This is a genomic window from Hylemonella gracilis str. Niagara R (assembly GCF_000600295.1).
GTDB classification, from domain to species: domain Bacteria; phylum Pseudomonadota; class Gammaproteobacteria; order Burkholderiales; family Burkholderiaceae_C; genus Hylemonella; species Hylemonella gracilis_A.
Genome location: NZ_JEMG01000001.1, coordinates 462,354 through 479,468, shown reverse-complemented (window position 1 = coordinate 479,468; position 17,115 = coordinate 462,354). Strand labels below are relative to the sequence as shown.

The 17,115-nt window shown below is 67.2% G+C and carries 21 protein-coding genes; 6 read left to right on the top strand and 15 right to left on the bottom strand.

The window, feature by feature from the left end:
- Positions 1–6: 6 nt before the first annotated feature.
- Both vapC and vapB read right to left on the bottom strand, forming a co-directional pair.
- The gene (gene vapC, locus AZ34_RS02255) at positions 7–408 is read right to left on the bottom strand and encodes a type II toxin-antitoxin system tRNA(fMet)-specific endonuclease VapC (protein ID WP_035604368.1); all 402 of its coding nucleotides are present in this window, start codon (positions 406–408) and stop codon (positions 7–9) included.
- Positions 409–420: 12 nt separating this feature from the next.
- Positions 421–651, bottom strand: a complete 231-nt coding sequence (vapB, locus tag AZ34_RS02250) for a type II toxin-antitoxin system VapB family antitoxin (protein WP_035610645.1) — start codon at positions 649–651, stop codon at positions 421–423.
- 284 nt (positions 652–935) lie between these two features.
- Here vapB and AZ34_RS02245 point away from each other — a divergent pair, with 284 nt between their 5' ends.
- Positions 936–1,874, top strand: a complete 939-nt coding sequence (locus AZ34_RS02245) for a DMT family transporter (protein ID WP_035604366.1) — start codon at positions 936–938, stop codon at positions 1,872–1,874.
- Positions 1,875–1,930: 56 nt separating this feature from the next.
- On the opposite strand, the gene AZ34_RS02240 is transcribed toward AZ34_RS02245, so the two are convergent.
- Positions 1,931–2,569 (bottom strand): NAD(P)H-dependent oxidoreductase, encoded by a 639-nt coding sequence (locus AZ34_RS02240; RefSeq protein ID WP_035604364.1) that lies wholly within the window; start codon positions 2,567–2,569, stop codon positions 1,931–1,933.
- A 113-nt stretch (positions 2,570–2,682) separates the two neighbouring features.
- Here AZ34_RS02240 and rocF point away from each other — a divergent pair, with 113 nt between their 5' ends.
- The gene (rocF, locus tag AZ34_RS02235; protein ID WP_035604361.1) at positions 2,683–3,633 is read left to right on the top strand and encodes an arginase; all 951 of its coding nucleotides are present in this window, start codon (positions 2,683–2,685) and stop codon (positions 3,631–3,633) included.
- A gap of 138 nt (positions 3,634–3,771) precedes the next feature.
- Positions 3,772–4,212, top strand: a complete 441-nt coding sequence (locus tag AZ34_RS02230) for an acyl-CoA thioesterase (RefSeq protein WP_035604358.1) — start codon at positions 3,772–3,774, stop codon at positions 4,210–4,212.
- Between the two features lie 17 nt (positions 4,213–4,229).
- Here the strand turns inward: AZ34_RS02230 and pyrF are convergent, their stop codons facing one another.
- The 6 genes from pyrF to tsaB all read right to left on the bottom strand — a co-directional run bounded on the left by pyrF (position 4,230) and on the right by tsaB (position 9,105).
- Positions 4,230–5,054 carry an orotidine-5'-phosphate decarboxylase gene (gene pyrF, locus AZ34_RS02225; protein ID WP_197026483.1) on the bottom strand — a complete coding sequence of 275 codons (825 nt, stop codon included), beginning with the start codon at positions 5,052–5,054 and terminating at the stop codon, positions 4,230–4,232.
- Between the two features lie 85 nt (positions 5,055–5,139).
- On the bottom strand, positions 5,140–6,222 hold the full coding sequence (locus AZ34_RS02220) for an aromatic ring-hydroxylating oxygenase subunit alpha (RefSeq protein WP_035604355.1): 1,083 nt from the start codon (positions 6,220–6,222) through the stop codon (positions 5,140–5,142).
- Positions 6,223–6,413: 191 nt separating this feature from the next.
- Positions 6,414–6,875, bottom strand: a complete 462-nt coding sequence (locus AZ34_RS02215) for a MarR family winged helix-turn-helix transcriptional regulator (RefSeq protein WP_035610641.1) — start codon at positions 6,873–6,875, stop codon at positions 6,414–6,416.
- Between the two features lie 53 nt (positions 6,876–6,928).
- Entirely contained in the window at positions 6,929–7,777 is an 849-nt protein-coding gene (locus tag AZ34_RS02210) for a uracil-DNA glycosylase (RefSeq protein ID WP_035610638.1), read from the bottom strand.
- Between the two features lie 10 nt (positions 7,778–7,787).
- On the bottom strand, positions 7,788–8,342 hold the full coding sequence (gene rimI, locus AZ34_RS02205) for a ribosomal protein S18-alanine N-acetyltransferase (RefSeq protein WP_035604354.1): 555 nt from the start codon (positions 8,340–8,342) through the stop codon (positions 7,788–7,790).
- Between the two features lie 10 nt (positions 8,343–8,352).
- Positions 8,353–9,105, bottom strand: a complete 753-nt coding sequence (gene tsaB / locus AZ34_RS02200; RefSeq protein WP_035604352.1) for a tRNA (adenosine(37)-N6)-threonylcarbamoyltransferase complex dimerization subunit type 1 TsaB — start codon at positions 9,103–9,105, stop codon at positions 8,353–8,355.
- Between the two features lie 75 nt (positions 9,106–9,180).
- Here tsaB and dacB point away from each other — a divergent pair, with 75 nt between their 5' ends.
- On the top strand, positions 9,181–10,725 hold the full coding sequence (gene dacB, locus AZ34_RS02195) for a D-alanyl-D-alanine carboxypeptidase/D-alanyl-D-alanine-endopeptidase (protein WP_035604348.1): 1,545 nt from the start codon (positions 9,181–9,183) through the stop codon (positions 10,723–10,725).
- Positions 10,726–10,826: 101 nt separating this feature from the next.
- On the opposite strand, the gene AZ34_RS02190 is transcribed toward dacB, so the two are convergent.
- Complete coding sequence (locus AZ34_RS02190; RefSeq protein WP_051509459.1) at positions 10,827–11,426, bottom strand: thermonuclease family protein; 600 nt, start codon at positions 11,424–11,426, stop codon at positions 10,827–10,829.
- A complete protein-coding gene (locus tag AZ34_RS02185) occupies positions 11,423–12,184 on the bottom strand; it encodes a YggS family pyridoxal phosphate-dependent enzyme (protein WP_051509458.1) in 762 nt (253 codons plus the stop codon). The genes AZ34_RS02190 and AZ34_RS02185 overlap by 4 nt, the downstream gene beginning before the upstream one ends.
- Before the next feature lie 78 nt (positions 12,185–12,262).
- On the opposite strand from AZ34_RS02185, the gene AZ34_RS02180 reads away from it, so the two are divergent.
- Positions 12,263–13,315: a type IV pilus twitching motility protein PilT gene (locus tag AZ34_RS02180; protein ID WP_035604345.1), complete on the top strand. Its 1,053-nt coding sequence runs from the start codon at positions 12,263–12,265 to the stop codon at positions 13,313–13,315.
- Positions 13,316–13,412: 97 nt separating this feature from the next.
- On the opposite strand, the gene AZ34_RS02175 is transcribed toward AZ34_RS02180, so the two are convergent.
- The 3 genes from AZ34_RS02175 to AZ34_RS02165 form a co-directional block, all read right to left on the bottom strand.
- Positions 13,413–14,081 (bottom strand): BON domain-containing protein, encoded by a 669-nt coding sequence (locus tag AZ34_RS02175; protein WP_035604342.1) that lies wholly within the window; start codon positions 14,079–14,081, stop codon positions 13,413–13,415.
- A complete protein-coding gene (locus AZ34_RS02170; protein WP_035604339.1) occupies positions 14,078–14,677 on the bottom strand; it encodes a phosphoheptose isomerase in 600 nt (199 codons plus the stop codon). The genes AZ34_RS02175 and AZ34_RS02170 overlap by 4 nt, the downstream gene beginning before the upstream one ends.
- Positions 14,678–14,866: 189 nt before the next feature.
- On the bottom strand, positions 14,867–15,283 hold the full coding sequence (locus tag AZ34_RS02165; RefSeq protein ID WP_035604337.1) for a YraN family protein: 417 nt from the start codon (positions 15,281–15,283) through the stop codon (positions 14,867–14,869).
- Positions 15,284–15,303: 20 nt separating this feature from the next.
- On the opposite strand from AZ34_RS02165, the gene rsmI reads away from it, so the two are divergent.
- The gene (gene rsmI / locus AZ34_RS02160; RefSeq protein ID WP_035604335.1) at positions 15,304–16,224 is read left to right on the top strand and encodes a 16S rRNA (cytidine(1402)-2'-O)-methyltransferase; all 921 of its coding nucleotides are present in this window, start codon (positions 15,304–15,306) and stop codon (positions 16,222–16,224) included.
- 155 nt (positions 16,225–16,379) lie between these two features.
- Here the strand turns inward: rsmI and AZ34_RS02155 are convergent, their stop codons facing one another.
- Positions 16,380–17,114 (bottom strand): RNA polymerase sigma factor FliA, encoded by a 735-nt coding sequence (locus AZ34_RS02155; protein ID WP_035604332.1) that lies wholly within the window; start codon positions 17,112–17,114, stop codon positions 16,380–16,382.
- Between the last annotated feature and the right edge of the window lies 1 nt (position 17,115).

Genomic DNA, 17,115 nt, shown 5'->3' with positions numbered 1-17,115 from the left:
AGCGCCTCAGCTCAGCCAATCCTCAATCCGCAGCCCCGCCACGCGCTGAAACTCTTTGATGTTGTTGGTCACGACCACCAGACCGCATGAGCGCGCATGCCCGGCGATCATCTGGTCATACGGACCGATCTGCGTGCCGGCCTTGCGCAGTTCCGCACGTATCTGCGCCGTGTGCGCCGCAGCTGGCTTGTCGTAGTCCAACACCTCCAGCCGGGCGATGAAACCTTCCACGTCCGTTAGATTGCGTTGCGGCTGCGCGGACAGTTCCACGCCATACAGCAACTCCATCACGGTGACGGTGCTGATGCACATCTGTCCGTGATGCCGCTGGAAAGCCGCACGCGCCGCGTCCGGCCTGTGGCGTATCGTGGCAATGCTAATGTTGGTGTCGAGCATGAAACGCAGCATGAGGCGCCTCCCTCAAAACGCTTCCCGTTCCTGCTCCGCAGGCTGTTCACGCTCGGCCATGAAATCGGCGCTGACGCCAGGGCCGTCAAACCAGCTGTCCCAGGCCTCACCCACGGGGGTGATGATGCGCACGCGGCCGATGGCCACCACATCCACGCGTTTCACGTCTTCCGGCAGAGCGACGGCCTTCGGCAGGCGGATCGCCTGGCTGCGGTTGCTCAAAAAAATTGCGCCTTGTTCCATCATCACACCTCCATTCACATATCCCACCAGGATATACAGCGCGCAAGATAGTCCGAATTGCGGGATATGTCAACGGGATATGCCAGGTGATCTCGACTGCTCATACGGACGGCTCCTGCGCCGCCTTGCCCGGCCCCACACGCGGACCTCCGGATAAGGCTAGACTCGGCCCCCGCTGGCTCTAAGCCCTTACGCACTGCGTGCACTGCAACGCCCCCTCCTGACCTGATCCACCGCGTTCGGCCGATCGGCACCTCCACAACGCCGAACCCCACGCCACACCCATGACCCCACAAGCCTCCGTCTTCACCAACCGCAAGGTCGTCTTCCTGCTCGCCACGCTCTGCTGCCTGCTTTGGGGCAGCGCCTACCCGGCCATCAAGAACGGCTACGCGCTGTTCCAGATCGCGCCGGACGACATTCCTTCCAAGCTGGTGTTCGCGGGCTGGCGCTTTGTCTTCGCTGGCCTGGTGCTGCTGATCGTGGCGGCGGCCACGCGCAAGCCGGTGTTCGCGCTGGACCGGCGCGGCATGGGCCAGGTGTCCCTGGTGGGTTTGGCGCAGACCACGGCACAGTACGTGTTCTTCTACATCGGGCTGGCCTATGCCACGGGTGTGAAGAGTTCCATCATGAACGCCACCGGCACTTTCTTCAGCGTGCTGCTGGCCCACTTCATCTACCGCAATGACCGCCTGAGCTACAACAAGGCGCTGGGCTGCGTGGTGGGCTTCCTGGGGGTGATGGTGGTGAACTTCCACGACAGCCTGTTCAGCCTGGACTTCACTCTGCTGGGCGAAGGTTTCGTGGTGATCGCGGCCTTCGTGCTCTCGGCCGCCAGCATCTACGGCAAGAAGGTCTCGCAGCGCATCGACTCGGTGGTGCTGACGGGCTGGCAACTCGGCATCGGCGGCGTCGGTCTGCTGGTGTTGGGCTTCGCCTTTGGCGGCCACCTGAGCCTGCCCAGCGCGGCGGCGTTCGGCATCCTGGCCTACCTGGTGGCGCTGTCGGCGATCGCCTTCTCGCTCTGGACCATCCTGCTCAAGCACAACCGCGTGAGCATGATCACGGTCTTCAACTTCATGATTCCCATCTTCGGCACCCTGCTCTCGGCACTGTTCCTCGATGAACGCTTTCTGGAGTGGAAGAATGCCCTGGCCTTGGTGCTGGTCTGCGTCGGCATCTGGCTGGTCACCAAGGAAGAAAAAACGCCCGCCCGTGCGTGACGGTCGGGCGTGGGGCGTCAACGTGATGTCGTTGAGAGCGAGTCGCTGAAAGCGGCTCAGCGGACCTCGCTCACGAAGTCCTGGCGACTGCGGCGCACCTTCTTCTGGTTGACCAGCCAGTCGCCCTCGTCGGCGCGGTAGCCCAGGGGCATGATCACCACGCTGCGCAGGCCGCGCGCCTTCAGGCCGAGAATCTCGTCCAGGGCCGCCGGATCGAAGCCTTCCATCGGCGTGCTGTCCACCTTTTCGGCGGCCGCGGCGATCAGGGCCGTTCCCACGCCAATGTAGGCCTGGCGCGCCGCATGCGCGTAGTTTTCTTCCGCGGGACGCGGGGGATACAAGCTCAACAGCTTCTGGCGGTAGGCCTCGAAACCTTCGTTGGTGGAGCCCCGCTCGTCGTTGGTGAGGTCGAACATGGCGTTGATGCGCTCGGCCGTGTAGTTGTCCCAGGCGGCAAAGACCAGCAGGTGCGAGCCGTCGGTGATCTGGGCCTGATTCCAGGCGATGGCCTTGATCTTCTCGCGCACCTCTTTGTTGGTGACGACGATGACTTCATAAGGCTGCAGGCCGCTGGAACTGGCCGTCAAGCGCACGGCTTCCAGGATGCGGTCGACCTTGTCCTCGGGCACCGCCTTGGACGGGTTCATTTTCTTGGTGGCGTAGCGCCACTGCAATTGCTCGATCAACTGGGACATGGGAAACACGCAAAAAAAGTTGAGGGTTCATGTATCTGGCCCCGAACCCAGTTTTTGCAAGCCCATTTTCCTGACGCCTGCGTAAAGTTGGCGCCCCGCGATAATCCCGGCCCATGTCTGCTTCCTTTTCCCATGCCGCCACGCCTGCGGGCACCGTGCGGCTGATCGGCGCCCCCACCGACATCGGCGCGGGCGCGCGCGGCGCCTCCATGGGCCCCGAAGCCCTGCGGGTGGCGGGCATCGCCGAGATGTTCGCGCGGCGCGGCTTGGCCGTGCACGACACGGGCAACCTGCACGGGCCGAACAACCCTTGCCTGCCGCCGCAGACCGGTTACCGCCACCTGGACGAGGTGGTCGCCTGGAACCAGGCGGTGCACGACGCTGTTCATGCGGCGCTGAACGCGGGCGAGTTGCCGGTGCTGCTGGGCGGTGACCACAGCCTGGGCATCGGCTCCATCAGCGCGGTGGCGCGCCACTGCAAGGCCGCGGGCCGCGAGCTGCGCGTGCTGTGGTTGGACGCGCACGCGGACTTCAACACCCACGACATCACGCCCTCGGGCAATCTGCACGGCATGCCCGTGGCCTGCCTGTGCGGTGACGGCCCTCCCGCCCTCGTGTCCATGGCGGGCCATGTGCCCGCGATCGAACCGGCCAGCCTGCGGCAGATCGGCATCCGCAGCGTGGACGAAGGCGAACGTGCACGCGTGCGCGAGGCCCAGCTGGAGGTCTACGACATGCGTTACCTGGACGAAATGGGCATGCGCGCGACCATGGCCAAGGCCCTGGAGGGCCTGGACGACAACACCCACCTGCACGTGAGTTTCGACGTGGACTTTCTGGACCCGGAGATCGCGCCCGGCGTGGGCACCACGGTGCCCGGCGGGCCAACTTACCGCGAGGCGCAGCTGTGCATGGAGATGATCGCCGACACCGGACGCGTCGGTTCGCTGGACATCGTGGAACTCAACCCCGCGCTGGATGTGCGCAACCGCACGGCGCAGGTGGCGGTGGAACTGGTGGAAAGCCTGTTCGGCAAATCCACACTGATGCGCGATCGCGGCTAGCCTGCGCACCGCGGCGGGCTGGCCCGCTTTTTGCGGCCAGTTCCACGTCCACCATCACCCTGCCCCCCGGCCCGGCCATTATTTACCCGCGTCACATCGCCCCCGCATACTCCCGCCATCTGCTTGCCAAGGAAACCCATGTCCTCCATCACGCTCCGATTCCTCGCCGAACCCAGCACCGTAAACTACGGCGGCAAGGTGCACGGCGGCACCGTCATGAAATGGATCGATGAGGCCGGCTACGCCTGCGCCACCAGCTGGGCCAAGCGCTACTGCGTCACGGTCTACGTGGGCGGCATCCGCTTCCATCGCCCCATCATGATCGGCGACCTGGTGGAGGTGGAAGCCAAGCTGGCCTACACCGGCAGCACCAGCATGAACATCTCGGTCGAGGTGCGCAGCGGGGACATGAAAGGTGGGAGGCTGGAGACCACGACCGAATGCCTGATCGTCTTCGTCTCGGTCGATTCCCATGGCAAGCCGATGCCGGTGCCGGCGTGGACCCCCGAAACACCTGAGGCCATTGCCCTGGCCAAGCGGGCCAAGGCGCAGCTGGACGCCTCGCGCTCGGCGGGTTGACGCGAGGGCGTTGGGGCTCAGCCCCGCGCCACCTGCAGCAGGTCGCGTGTCTTCATCGCCTCGCGACGCGCGGCCTGGGCAAAGTCCTCGCCCGACGACGCATAGAGGATGGCGCGCGAGGAGTTCACGGCGATCAGGCCATCCTTCGTCCAGCCCGCCTTGACCGTGGCCACCGCGTCGCCGCCCTGCGCACCGACGCCGGGAATCAGCAGGGGCAGGGTGGGCGCGAGTTGGCGCACGCGGGCGATCTCTTCCGGGTAGGTGGCGCCCACCACCAGGCCGAGCTGGCCGTTCAGGTTCCAGGGACCCTGGGCCAGTGCCGCCACATGCTCGTAGAGGCGCGGCTGGCCCGGCAGGTCGGCCAGGCGCTGGTTCTGCAGATCGTCACCGCCGGGGTTGGAGGTGCGGCAGAGCAGGAAGGCGCCCTTGCCCTCGTACTTCAGGTAGGGCTGCACCGAGTCCCAGCCCATGAAGGGCGAGAGGGTCACGGCGTCGGCGTCGTAGCGCTCGAAGGCTTCGCGGGCGTACTGCTCGGCGGTGGCGCCGATGTCGCCCCGCTTGGCGTCGAGGATCACGGGCACTTGCGGCGCGCTGGCGCGCATGTGGGCCATGAGCTGTTCTAGCTGGTCCTCGGCGCGGTGCGCGGCGAAGTAGGCGATCTGCGGTTTGAAGGCGATGGCCAGATCGGCCGTGGCGTCGACGATGGCGGCGCAGAAGTCGTAGATTTTGCGGGGGTCGCCCTGGTAGGCGCCGGGAAAGCGCGAGGGCTCCGGGTCCAGGCCCACGCAGAGCATGGACCGGTTGCGGGCCTCGGCCGCGCGCAGCATGTCGATGAAAGTCATGCGGCGATTGTAAGAACGACCCTCGACGCGGTTGCCCGGGCCATTCACACGGGCCTGACGGACCGCGCCAGCCGGCGCGGCCGATTCAGGCGGCGAGCGGCGTGACCGGCACCACGGACGCAGCCGCGACTTCTTCCGCGATGAGGCGATCGATGATCTTGCGCGACTGAACGCCACCCGCGTCGATGTTGAGCATGAGCAGCTTGCGCTCGGGCCAGGTCAGCAGGTTCTTCTGCTGGCGCTCCAGCATCTCCAGGTCCTCGGCGAAGATCTTGCCCTGCCCCTGGCGGATGGTGTCTGTCAGCTCGGCGTCCTGCGGTTTGAACTTGCGCGCCATGCCCCAGAAGTAGTGGATGGAAGTCTCGGTCTCGGGCGTGATGAAGTCCACCACCACGCTGTAGGCCTTCTTGTCGTTGGGCGCGTCGTAGCCACCCTGGCCCTGCAGGGCCACACCCACCTCGATCATCACATGGCTGGGCGGCGAGAAGCGGCAGATCTGCCAGCGATCCACCGGCTGATCATCCGGCAGGCCGTTGCCCCGCAGTGCCATCTTCCAAAAGGGCGGGGCCTCGATGCCGCTCATGAAGCGGCTGGTGACGACGGTGTCGCCCTCGACGGTGGTCTTGCAGGGCGTTTCGTCGATTTCCTTCTGGCCGATGGAGCTGCTGTGCACATAGGTCTCGTGCGTCAGGTCCATCAGGTTGTCAATCATCAGCCGGTAGTCGCAGGCGATGTGGTACAGGCCACCGCCATAGGCCCATTCCGGGTTGTCGAAGAACTCCAGGACCGGGATCTTGGCCTCGTCGGCCAGCGTCGCCTCGCCCGTCCAGACCCAGACGAAGCCGTAGCGCTCGGTCACGGGGAAACTGCGAATGGCCGGAAAACCGCGAACGCGCTGGCCAGGCATGGACACCGTCTTGCCGTCGCAACCCATGACCAGGCCGTGGTAACCGCAGGTGAGCTGGCCTTCGCAGACATAGCCCAGCGACAGCGGCGCGCCACGGTGCGGGCAGAAGTCCTGCACCGCGTTGATCTTGCCGGCCGCGTCACGGTAGAAGGCAATGCGTTCACCGCAGACCATGCGGCCCAGCGGCTTGTCGGCGCCGATTTCCTGGCTGGACGCGGCGACGTACCAAGTGTTCTTGGGAAAGGTGCTGACAGTGGACATGGTGTGCTCCTAAGCTGAGTCAGACGGGACCGGTCATGATGGACGACACCGGGCGGTGGCGTAGCCTCATGAATCCGTATACTGAATGACCGGTATTTTAGGACGCACGGCCACAAAGGGCTAGCCTATGCCGGCTTTTGCCCCCTGGTATTTACCCTCGAATTGAGAGGACCCTAAAGAACAGTGAGCAGTCACTCTTCAGAGTCGCGCTGGTCGTGCAAATCGACGAATTTGCGCAGCAGGCGGATGAATTCGCGCTGCTCCTCAGTGGACAGCGCGCTCATCAGGCTGTCCCAATGCGCTGTCGTGCCCGGCAGCAGTTCGGCCAGCACCGTCTCGCCCTCCGGCGTGAGGACCAGGCTGCGCTGTCGGCGTGGCAGCACCTCGCGCGAGATCCAGCCCTTGGTCTCCAGCCGCGCGGCGATGTCGGCCGTGGTGGAGGTGTCCAGCGCCACCTTGTCGGCCAGCGTCACCTGGTCGATGCCGGGCGTCTCCTGCAGGGTGCGCAGGATGGCGTACTGCACCGGGGTGACGTGCCGCCCATGCACTTCGTGGAAGCGCGCGACGGCAATCTGCTGCGCGCGGCGGATCAGGTGCCCGGGTTCGTCATAAAGGCGCAACTCGGTGGCCGGCATGGTGTTCTCTGTGTTCATCATCTCCCTGTCCCTGTTTCCAGTGTCATCGGTACGGCTTGCCATGCAGGCCATTATGAGGTGCCGGCATCGAACATCAAAGACTGTGCCAAACACAGATCATCCCAGGCCTTGGCCTTGTCCTGCGGCGTGCGCAACAGGTAAGCAGGGTGGTAGCTCACGACGACGGGCACGCCTTCATAGCTATGCACCTGGCCGCGCAGACGGCCCAGCGGCATGGTTGCCACGTCTGGCAGGCTGTGCTGCAGCAGGGACTGGACGGCGAAACGCCCCATCGCGAGGATGATGCGCGGCTGTAGCAACGCGACCTGGCGACGCAGATAGGGTTCGCACTGCAGCACTTCCTCGGGCGCGGGGTTGCGGTTGCCTGGCGGCCGGCACTTGAGCACGTTGGCGATGTAGACGGCCCGGGCCGCGTCGTCGGCGCCGCGCGCCAGGCCCAGGGCCTTGAGCATGTTGTCCAGCAGCTTGCCGGCCTGGCCGACAAACGGTTCGCCCTGGAGATCCTCGTTCTCGCCCGGCGCCTCGCCGACGATCAGCCAGCGCGCCTGCCGGTGCCCGACGCCGAACACGGTGTTCTTGCGGCTCTTGCACAGGCCGCAGGCCTGGCAGCCGGCCACAACGGCCTCCAGGTCGTCCCAGTCCATGGCCGCGATGTCGGTGGGCAGGGCGCGGGGCGCGGTCACGCCGACCGGAACGGCCGGGGCCGCCATGGGCACGGGCGCGCGGACTGGCCGCTCCACCGGGGATGAGGGCGCGGCCACCCTGGCACGCGAGCCATCGGACGGCCGCAGCGAGGACTTGGCAAGGGCTGTCTCATCCGCTGGCGCCGACGCCATGGGCGTCCAGACACGAATTCCCATTTCTTCCAGCATGGCGCGCTGACGTGCATCCAATTCCATGGTCCGCATCCTACAGAGGTGCCTGCGCGGGTTGCAGGGGGGTGGAAGCGGCTGGGGTCAGGGGCAGGCTCATCACCACCGCGTCCTCGCGGCGGCCGTGACCGTCGGGGTAATAGTCCTTGCGCAGGCCCACGCGGCGGTAGCCCTGCGCCTCATAGACATGGATGGCGCGCTGGTTGCCCGCGCGTACCTCCAGCCAGAGCATTTCCAGCGGCGGTTGCGCGGGCACACCCCGCGCCCAGAGCGCCAGGGCGTCCAGCATAAGGCGGGCCCAGCCCTGACCCTGGTGTTGCGGCGCGACGGTGATGTTGAGCAGGTGGGCCTCGGCGACGCCTTGCATGGCCACGTAATAGCCGAGCACGGTTTCCTCGCCCGCCTCCCCCGCGACCAGCACGCGCATGTGGTGGCCCGCGCGCAAGCCGTCGAGGAAATGGCCGCGCGTCCAGGGATGCGAATAAGCGCGCTGTTCGATGTGGAGCACGGCGTCCAAGCGCGTCGCGTCCAGCGGCTCAAGGCGGACCTCAATCGGGGAGCCGCACGCATGCGGCATAGACGGGGCGTGCATGCCGAGCCTCTCAGCCCGTCAACGGACCGGACACCGACGCTTGAACCACGGGGGCCGTGGATGGCTGAAGCGCCTTACGCTCCCGCAGGCGTTCTTCGGTGGTCTTGGCCACCTTGTCACGCACGTACTGCGGCAGTGCGTCCTCGGCCCGCACGGCGGCCCCCTGGGCCAGCAGGGCGGGTGCGAGACGCAGCATGGCCGTTGCCAGGGGCAGCACTGGCCAGCGTGGCAGGGCCGCAGGCCAGGGCAAGCGCTCGCCGTAGACGGTGAACACATTGCCGGCCAGGGCGTCGCCGTCCCAGGCAGGCAGCGCCTCGGGGGTATGCAGGCCGAAGGGAGCCTGCTGCTGCCACCGACCGTCGGCGTACAGATAGGGCGCGGCATACAGCTCGTCCATGCGAGCATCGAGCAAAGCCAGCACACGCAAGGTATGGGCCTGCGGTGCATACCGTTCCCTGGCCTCTTCGACCAACGTCAACAGGCTGTCCACCGGCAGCACCGGCACGGCCGCGCCATAGGCCAGGCCCTGGGCCACGGCGCAGGCCGTGCGCAGGCCGGTGAAGGCTCCCGGCCCGCTGCCGAAGGCGATGGCGTCCAGTTGCGCGTAACGCAAGCCTGCCTCGGCCATCAAGGCTTCGATGGCCGGAATCAGGCCCGAGGAGGCCTGAGCCGCGCCCGCGCCCTGGTACTGCCAGACCTGGCCGTCACGCGCGAGGGCCACGGAAAGCTGATCGGTGGTGGTGTCGAGCGCGAGGAGGTTCATGCAGGCGGGATTGCTTCAGGGGCACCGATTATCGGCGCAGGCCCGGCCACCGCGCCTTGCCCTAAACTTTCCCGCATGCCTCGTTCTCCTTTTTGTTCCGCCTTGCGGGTCCTGCTCCTGAGCCTGAGCGCTGCCACCGCCCTGGGCATTTCCGCCGCCACCCTGCCCGCCCCCGTGACCCAGGCGCTGGCCCGGGCCAAGATCCCCGCCAGCGCCCTGGGCATCGTGGTCGAGGAAGCGGGTGCCGCGACGCGCGGAAAATCCCTGTTGCGCCATCGCGCCGAGGCGCCCATGAACCCCGCCAGCGTGATGAAGCTGGTCACCACCGCCGCCGCGTTGGAACTGCTGGGACCGAACTGGAAGTGGCGCACGCCGGTCTACCTGGACGGCGTGATCCGCGAAGGCACGCTGCAGGGTGACCTGTACATCGAGGGGCGGGGCGACCCCAAGCTCGTGGCCGAACGCCTCTGGCTGCTGCTGCGCCGGGTACAGGGCCTGGGCATTTCGACCATCACCGGCGACATCGTGCTGGACGACCGCCTGTTCGAGGCCGTGCCACACGACCCGGGCGAATTCGATGGTGAACCGCTGCGGCCGTACAACGCGGCGCCCAGCGCGTTGCTGCTGAACTTCAAGTCCGTGCTCATGACCTTCACGCCCGACCGCGCCGCGGGCGTGGCGCGCTTGCATGTGGAGCCGCCGCTGGCGGGCGTGACCTGGCCCTCCACCATCCCGCTCTCGCAGGAGCGCTGCGGCGATTGGCGCGGCGGGCTGCAAGCGAATTTCGCCCAGGCCGGTTTCGGGCGGTCCGAGGGCTCGGCACCGGTCCAGCCCCGCTTCGCGGGCCGTTACCCGGCTGCTTGCGAAGAAAAGATCTGGCCACTGGCTTGGCCCGACCCCGAGGGCTACAACGCCCGGGCCATCGCTGGCATGTGGCGGACGATCGGCGGCACGCTGCGCGGCCAGGTTCGTGCGGGCCGGGTGCCCGACGCGCTGCGCGAAACCAGCCCGGGCCAGGGTCCGGTTTTCGCGCTCGAATCCCCGCCGCTGGCCGAGGTGGTGCGCGACATCAACAAGTACAGCAACAACGTGATGACGCAGCAGCTCTTCCTCACGCTGAGCCTGGAACAGGCGGCAACGACCGCAGCCACCGCCGCGCCCGACACCATCACGCCAGGCAGCCCGACGGCGCAAGGCACGTTGGTCGCCTCCCGCGCCCTGCTGCAGGACTGGTGGCGCGAACGGCTGGCCGTGAAAGGCCAGGTGGACGAGGGCGCGCCGCAAGTCAGCAATGGCTCAGGCCTGTCGCGCGAGGACCGCGTCAGCCCCGCCGCGCTGGCGCGCCTGCTGCAGTACGTCTGGGACGGACCGCTGATGCCGGAGCTGCTGACCTCCCTGCCCATCAGTGGTCAAGATGGCACGCTGCGGCCCGAGCGCTGGCGCGCGCGGGGCTCGGCCCACCTCAAGACGGGCAGCCTGCGCGACGTGAACGCCATCGCTGGCGTTGTGCACGCGCAGAGCGGTCGGCGTTATGTGCTGGTCGCCATCGTGAACCACCCGAACGCCGCCGCAGCCCGGCCGGCCCTCGAAACCTTGGTGGACTGGGTGGCACGGCACTGAGGGCCTGCGGCCCTCGCGGGCACCTTGGGCGAGTCAGCCCCTGACCGGCACACTGCCTCAGAACCTCGCCTGTTTCTCTGGCGGGCCGAATCCGCCGCTGTTCAGCAACGTCCGTGTTCCGCGCGCCAGCGTGCCGGATGCTTGGGGGCCTGACCCTCGCGGGTCTCTGCCCAGAGACCCCGCCGCGCCGCCCGGGCCTCGCCTTGCGAGCGCGCATAAGAGCGCCGCTCGGCGGGCAAAGCATGGTGCCGGTCCAGACTCCAGGCCCAGCCTTCGGCCACCATCTCCCGATTGACCTCGCGCCGGCCCAGCAGCACATAAGCCACCACACGATCGTAGCTGCGGGTGCCTTCGGTGCGCAGACGCACGGCTTGGCCTTGCACCTTGTCGGCCAAGGCCTGGCGCGCGGCCTCTGCGTGGGGCTGAGGCTGGGTGCGGCAGGTTTGCCCCTGACGCCGCCGTGCTTGCGCCAGTTCCGGCGCATCAACGCCTTGCAAGCGGATGCGCCAGCGACGCTGGTGGCGGTCTTCCACCTCCAGCGTGTCGCCGTCCAGCACGGCGAGTACCCGCACCGGGGCCGCCTGCAGCACAAACGCCAGCTCGGGGTCGGGCCGGGCGGTCTCTCGTGCGATGGCCAGGCTGGACCATGCCGCAGCCCAGAGCCCCAGCGCGAGCAGGCCCAGTCGAGCGAAGCCCCTCATCCGTCCTGCGCGCCCGCCAACGGCGCGGCGGCGGCTGGCTTGACCGGACGCGCACCGAACAGGGCGGAACCGATGCGCACCAGGGTGCTGCCAGCGGCGATCGCGGCCTCCAGGTCGGCGCTCATGCCCATGGACAGGGTGTCGGGTTCCGGGTCGGGGCCTTCCCAGTCCGCGCGCAGGGCATCGAACAAGACCAGCGCGCGCGCGAACACCGCCTGCATCGCGGCAGCGTCCGGCTGCGGGTCGGGGATGCACATGAGGCCGCGCAAGCGCAGACGCGGCAGCGCCCGCACCGCCCGGGCCAGCGCCGGCAGGTCCTCGGGGGCGACGCCAGCCTTGGTCGGCCCACCGTCCACATTGACCTGCAGACAGACCTGCAAGGGCGGCAGGTGCGCGGGGCGCTGCTCGGCCAGGCGCTGCGCGATCTTGAGGCGATCCACCGTCTGCGCCCAGGCGAAATGCTCGGCCACGAGCCGGGTCTTGTTGCTCTGGATGGGGCCGATGCAATGCCATTGGAGCGGCAGGTCGGCCAGGGCCACCATCTTGGCCACGGCTTCCTGGATGTAGTTCTCGCCGAAGGCGAGCAGGCCGGCCTGGTACGCAACCCGCACGGCCTCGGGACCGAAGGTCTTGGACACGGCCAAGAGCTGCACGCTTGCTGGATCACGCCCCGCAGCCGCGCACGCGGCGGCGATGCGGGTCTGCACGGCACGCAGCGCGGCACTGAAAGCTGGATTGTTCAACGGTGAATCAGGCATGGACCATGGTGGGCTCAGGCCCACAATTGTCCTGCATCACGGCGCTGTCACCGCCATCCTGAACGCCTCATCTTCGCCATGGACATCATCCCGCTGCTGAGACTGTGCCTGGACCAGGAAGCGTCCGACCTGCACCTGTCCACCGGCCTGCCGCCGCTGCTGCGGGTGCATGGGGACATGCGCCGCCTCGAGACCCTGCCGCCGCTGCGCCACGACGACATCCTGGTCTTGCTGCAAACGCTGATGGATGTGCCCCAACAACAGCACTACGCACGCACGCTGGAATGCGACTTCGCGCGTGACTTTCCTGGCCTCGGTCGATTCCGCGTCCATGCCTTCCGGGCCCAGCGCGGCGCAGCCGCCGTCTTTCGCGCCATCGCCGACGAAGTCCGCACGCTGACCCAGCTGAACGCGCCACCCCTGCTGGCGGAACTGGCGCTGCGGTCGCGCGGCCTGGTGCTGGTGACAGGCCCCACCGGTTCGGGCAAATCCACCACCCTGGCTGCGATGGTCCGACATCTGAACGAAACCGAGGCCCGCCATGTGCTGACCGTGGAAGACCCGATCGAATTCATCCACCAACCCATCCGTTGCCTGATCAACCAGCGTGAAGTCGGTGCGCACACCCTGTCCTTCGCGAACGCCTTGCGCTCAGCCCTGCGTGCGGACCCGGACGTGATCCTGCTCGGTGAGATGCGCGACCTGGACACCATGCGCCTGGCGCTCACCGCCGCCGAGACCGGCCACCTGGTGCTGGGCACCTTGCACACCAGCAGCGCGCCCAAGGCGGTGGATCGCGTGATCGACCTGTTTCCCGCCGGAGAAAAAGACCTGGCGCGCGGCATGTTGTCCGAATCCTTGCTGGCCGTGGTGGCGCAAGTCCTGTGCAAGACCGCCGATGCCAGGGCGCCAGGACGGGTGGCGGCCTATGAAGTCATGACGGGCACGCCGGCCATCCGTCACCTGATCCGCGAAGGCAAGGTCGCCCAGATGCATACCAGCCTGCAGACCGGCGCGGCAGCTGGCATGCGCACCCTGGATCAACACCTGGCGGAGCTGCTCCGACGCGGCACCATCGACGCGGCCGAGGCCCAGCGCCATGCGCGGCAGGCGCAAGGCGTGAGCGCCTGAGATCCCGACGGGAAAACCCCGCGGCCCTCTGACAGGAACCGGCTCATTCAGGTCGGAACGACACCGGCACCGGGCGCCGGTGCATGCGCTATACGCCTCAGTAAGCGGGCTGGGCAGAGCGCGTGCGCCCCGGATTGTCCAGGGTCAGGCGCTCTTCCTCGCTGATCAGCTCGAACAGACGCACCACTTTCTGGACCCCCGTGGTACGGCGCGCGATGTCGGTCGCGCGATCGGCCTCACGCTGCGTCACCCGGCCCATCAAGTAGACGACGCCACGCTCGGTCACGACCTTGACCACATGGGCATTCAGATCGCGCGAGTCGATCATGCTGGTCTTGACCCGCATCGTCACCCCCACGTCCGAGGACTGTTGCGTCAAGGTAGAAGGACCCAGCACGGCCAGTTCGTTGATGATGCTGCGCACATTGGGCAGCCCCGCGATCACCCGTTCGGCGAGCTGACGGTCCTGCTCGCTCAAGACCTCGCCGGTCAACAGCACTTGGCGGTTGTAGCTGACAACGTTGACATGCGCCCGGTCGCCCAGTTGCTCCTTCAAGCGCGACATGGCCCGCGTCTCGATGCCTTCGTCGTCGAGTTGCGTGCCGGTGGTGCGCCGGTCCAGCACTGACAGGCCTGTGGCCACCACGGCGCCGCCGACTATCATGGGCGCGCAGCCGCTCAAGGCCACGGCGCCCAGGCCAGCGGCCATGCACAGCCAAAGGGCGCGCAGGGCCAGGGAACGGTGTAGGGAATTTGGTTTGCTCACGGCTTGTTGTCCTGTTCACCCAGCAGTTGATGATCGACGGCGTCGCAGATGCAGTGCAGCGCCAGCAAATGCACTTCCTGGATGCGCGCCGTGCGTTCGTGTGGCACGCAAACATGCACGTCGGTTTCGCGCAGCACGGCGTTCATCTTGCCGCCGCCTTTGCCGGTCAGCCCGACCACGATCATGTCGCGCTCATGCGCGGCTTCGATGGCGGCCAACACATTGGCGGAATTGCCGCTGCTGGAGATGGCCAGCAGCACGTCACCCGCCTGCCCCAGCGCGCGCACCTGCTTGGAGAAGACCAGGCTGTAGTCATAGTCGTTGGCGATGGCCGTGAGGATGGCACTGTCCGCGGTCAGCGCGATCGCGCCCAGCTCGGGACGCTCCCGCTCGAAACGACCCACGAATTCGGCTGCGAAGTGCTGCGCGTAGGCGGCAGAGCCGCCATTGCCGCAGGCCAGCACCTTGCCGCCATTGGTCACGCATTCCAGCACAGCCTGGACCGCCGCCGATATGGGCTTGCTCAGCACTTGCGCGGCCTGGTACTTCAGGTCTGCGCTGTCGATGAAGTGTTGTTCAATGCGCGGCTCAAACATGATGGCGCGAATGATACCGGCCTTGCCTGAAGCCGGTCGGGCAGCCCCGTGCATCCACCCGCGATCAGGAAGGTGAACACCCCGCACGCACCCAACGGAACGCACGACGCAGGGTCGGGGCGTGGACGGTCCGCCTCGAAGGCCTCGTCCGTGCCGCTCGCTGGCGCAAGGCAAGGGCAAGAAACGGGGTCAATGAGCGCCTGCGTCGAACGCCGCCTGCAACCATACCAGCCGACTTTCGCCGATGCCTTGCGGGCCACCCTCGATCGCGACCACGTCGAAGCGGCAAGGCGGTGGTGAACGCCAGCGCAGCAGGTAGTGGCGCGCCGCCAGGATGACGCGTCGCTGCTTGACGGCGCCCACGCTGGCGGCCGCGCCCCCGTGTCGCGCGCTGGCGCGGCGGCGCACCTCCACGAACACCAGGGTGCCGTCCGCGGTCTTCATCACGAGGTCCACCTCGCCGCCGCCTCGTCCGGGCGTCCGATAATTGCGCGTCAGCAGTTGCAACCCCGCCGCCTGCAGATGCCGCAAGGCCTGTTCTTCCGCCATGTCACCGGCCTGTTTGGTCGTGGGCTGGACCTGATTCGGAAGGGGGTGATTGCGCATGGGCTTACCTATCCACGTTCGTGAACTCTTCCTCTTATGCCTCAGCCCTGATCGCCGCGCAAGATGCTGCGGGCGCTCAGCATCTACCGCCCGGCACGCTCTACGTGGTGGCCACGCCCATTGGCAACTTGGCCGACATCACCTTGCGCGCCCTTTACGTGCTGCGCTTAGCCGATGTGCTGGCCTGCGAGGACACGCGCCACACGCAAAGCCTGCTGCGCGCCTATGGCATCGAAAAAAGCGGCGCCAGCTTGATGGCGGTGCATCAGCACAACGAACAGGAAGCCGCCCAGCAAGTCATCGCGCACCTGCGAGAAGGCCTGCGCGTGGCCTATGTCAGCGACGCGGGCACGCCGGCCGTCAGCGACCCCGGTGCCCGCCTGGTCGCGGCCGTGCGCGCCGAGGGGCTGCCCGTGATGCCCTTGCCAGGGGCCAGCAGCGTCACCGCGGCGTTGAGTGCGGCTGGCGCGGTCGATGAGTCAGGCAGCTTCGTGTTCGCGGGTTTTCTGCCTGCCAAGACGGGCGAGCGGGCGCAAGCCGTGCAGTCGCTGGCGGAGGAACCGCGCGCCGTGGTGCTGCTGGAGGCGCCGCACCGCATCACGGCCCTGGCGGACGCCCTGGCGGCCTTGGGGGACCGTGCCCTGACCGTGGCCAGGGAAATCAGCAAGCAGTTCGAACAGATCGTCACCCTGCCCGCCGCGCAATTTGCAGACTGGCTCGCGGTGGACGCGCAGCGCGCGCGTGGGGAATTCGTGCTGGTGCTACACCCGGCGCCGCGCGTGGCTCAGGAAAGCGCGCTGGCCCCGGCGGCGCTGCGCACCCTGGATCTGCTGCTGGCGGAACTGCCCTTGAAAACCGCCGTCAAGCTGGCAGCGGACATCACCGGGACACCGCGCAACGCGCTGTACGAAAAAGCGCTGGCGCGTAAAAAGCAGGAGTGAAGAAACGCCCATTCAAGCGTGCTGGGCGACAGATGCCGTCCCGACGATTTTGATGTGCGCAGCAAATCTCAAGAGGAGGGCGGCTTCTGGTGCCCGGCACGCGCCACCGCAAACTCACCGCGCGACCTCACCGAGTCCGTCCCCTCGCACCGAACTCAGTGCGCGCGCATCTTGGCACGCAGGCGCGCGATCGACTGGCTGTGCAACTGGCAGACGCGCGATTCGGTGACGCCCAGCACGGCGGCGATTTCCTTGAGGTTCATGTCCTGCTCGTAGTACATGCTCATCACGTACTGCTCGCGCTCGGGCAAGGCCTTGATGGCCTCCACCAGCGAGCTGCGCAGGCGTTGGTTGCGCAGCAAGGCCATGGGGTCGGATTCGCCATCGACCATGTGGCGATCGAGGAAACCTTCCTCGTCCTCCCCCGCGGTCATGTCCTCGAGGTAGACCAGCTGCGTGCCCTTGACCTTGTACAGCAGCGCTTGGTACTCGGCCAACTCCATGCCCAGCGCCTCGGCGATCTCTGACTCGGTGGGCGAGCGTCCCAGCTGGTGTTCGAGTCGGGTCAACGCCGCCTCGATTTCCTTCTGACTCTTGCGCGAGCCACGGCTCATCCAATCGTTCTCGCGCAACTCATCGATCATCGCGCCGCGGATGCGCTGGGTGGCGAAAGTCTCGAACTGCACGCCTTGGGTGGCCTCGTACCGCGTGAGCGCCTCGGACAGACCGATCAAGCCGACCTGGATCAAATCGTCCACCTGGATGGACGGGGGCAGCTTGGCCATCATGTGGTACGCCAGCCGACGCACCAGGGGCACGTACTGCCGGATCAGGGCGTCACGGTCCAGTTGGCCTTGCGCGGTGTACGTCACGGGCGACACTCCCTGCATC

What these genes read in the sequence shown, in the direction of transcription:
- vapC (WP_035604368.1), bottom strand. Translation starts at nt 408, where the DNA reads ATGCTGCGTTTCATGCTCGACACCAACATTAGCATTGCCACGATACGC.
- vapB (WP_035610645.1), bottom strand. Translation starts at nt 651, where the DNA reads ATGGAACAAGGCGCAATTTTTTTGAGCAACCGCAGCCAGGCGATCCGC.
- AZ34_RS02245 (WP_035604366.1), top strand. Translation starts at nt 936, where the DNA reads ATGACCCCACAAGCCTCCGTCTTCACCAACCGCAAGGTCGTCTTCCTG.
- AZ34_RS02240 (WP_035604364.1), bottom strand. Translation starts at nt 2,569, where the DNA reads ATGTCCCAGTTGATCGAGCAATTGCAGTGGCGCTACGCCACCAAGAAA.
- rocF (WP_035604361.1), top strand. Translation starts at nt 2,683, where the DNA reads ATGTCTGCTTCCTTTTCCCATGCCGCCACGCCTGCGGGCACCGTGCGG.
- AZ34_RS02230 (WP_035604358.1), top strand. Translation starts at nt 3,772, where the DNA reads ATGTCCTCCATCACGCTCCGATTCCTCGCCGAACCCAGCACCGTAAAC.
- pyrF (WP_197026483.1), bottom strand. Translation starts at nt 5,054, where the DNA reads ATGACTTTCATCGACATGCTGCGCGCGGCCGAGGCCCGCAACCGGTCC.
- AZ34_RS02220 (WP_035604355.1), bottom strand. Translation starts at nt 6,222, where the DNA reads ATGTCCACTGTCAGCACCTTTCCCAAGAACACTTGGTACGTCGCCGCG.
- AZ34_RS02215 (WP_035610641.1), bottom strand. Translation starts at nt 6,875, where the DNA reads ATGAACACAGAGAACACCATGCCGGCCACCGAGTTGCGCCTTTATGAC.
- AZ34_RS02210 (WP_035610638.1), bottom strand. Translation starts at nt 7,777, where the DNA reads ATGGAATTGGATGCACGTCAGCGCGCCATGCTGGAAGAAATGGGAATT.
- rimI (WP_035604354.1), bottom strand. Translation starts at nt 8,342, where the DNA reads ATGCACGCCCCGTCTATGCCGCATGCGTGCGGCTCCCCGATTGAGGTC.
- tsaB (WP_035604352.1), bottom strand. Translation starts at nt 9,105, where the DNA reads ATGAACCTCCTCGCGCTCGACACCACCACCGATCAGCTTTCCGTGGCC.
- dacB (WP_035604348.1), top strand. Translation starts at nt 9,181, where the DNA reads ATGCCTCGTTCTCCTTTTTGTTCCGCCTTGCGGGTCCTGCTCCTGAGC.
- AZ34_RS02190 (WP_051509459.1), bottom strand. Translation starts at nt 11,426, where the DNA reads ATGAGGGGCTTCGCTCGACTGGGCCTGCTCGCGCTGGGGCTCTGGGCT.
- AZ34_RS02185 (WP_051509458.1), bottom strand. Translation starts at nt 12,184, where the DNA reads ATGCCTGATTCACCGTTGAACAATCCAGCTTTCAGTGCCGCGCTGCGT.
- AZ34_RS02180 (WP_035604345.1), top strand. Translation starts at nt 12,263, where the DNA reads ATGGACATCATCCCGCTGCTGAGACTGTGCCTGGACCAGGAAGCGTCC.
- AZ34_RS02170 (WP_035604339.1), bottom strand. Translation starts at nt 14,677, where the DNA reads ATGTTTGAGCCGCGCATTGAACAACACTTCATCGACAGCGCAGACCTG.
- AZ34_RS02165 (WP_035604337.1), bottom strand. Translation starts at nt 15,283, where the DNA reads ATGCGCAATCACCCCCTTCCGAATCAGGTCCAGCCCACGACCAAACAG.
- AZ34_RS02155 (WP_035604332.1), bottom strand. Translation starts at nt 17,114, where the DNA reads ATGCAGGGAGTGTCGCCCGTGACGTACACCGCGCAAGGCCAACTGGAC.